This is a genomic window from Streptomyces doebereineriae (genome assembly GCF_031845645.1).
In the GTDB taxonomy this organism is placed as follows: domain Bacteria; phylum Actinomycetota; class Actinomycetes; order Streptomycetales; family Streptomycetaceae; genus Streptomyces; species Streptomyces canus.
On the sequence record NZ_JAVREZ010000324.1, the window covers coordinates 1 to 448 of the forward strand.

Genomic DNA, 448 nt, shown 5'->3' on the forward strand with positions numbered 1-448 from the left:
GACAAGCGTGCGTAGTGCGGCCTGCTGTTCGCGACATTCATCGATGACGGTGATGCGCGGGTCGCGGCGCATCTGGTCGACGGTGTTCTCTGAATATCCGCCGTCTTCGATGAAGATGACTCGATATTGGTCGGGCTCGTTGAGTTCGTTCAATTCGGAATTCTCAATGCTTGTGTAGGGGGGTTCCTGGGCGTTTTCGGACATCATCTCGGGGATCATCCTCCCGCCGCGGTCCGGGTATGGGTGTCGAAGCCGTCGGCACGGGGGTGAGGGCCGATTCGCTGGGCCTCTGCGAAGTATCGCGAGAGCTGTCCCGCGTCAGCGTGGTTGGCGAATGTTCTGCTATCCCACCACATCATCTTCGTCTGGTATCGCTCGTCCGGATAGGGCGTCGCCGGGATTTTCGACGCCAGCACCCCACCCGACGACAGCCAGCGTTTGAGTACAT

1 protein-coding gene is annotated in these 448 nt (G+C 59.8%); it reads right to left on the reverse strand.

What is annotated here, in order from left to right; genetic code table 11:
* Nucleotides 1–215: 215 nt before the first annotated feature.
* On the reverse strand, nucleotides 216–448 hold a 233-nt coding region (locus tag RNB18_RS52095; protein WP_311721066.1), incomplete at its 5' end, for a hypothetical protein.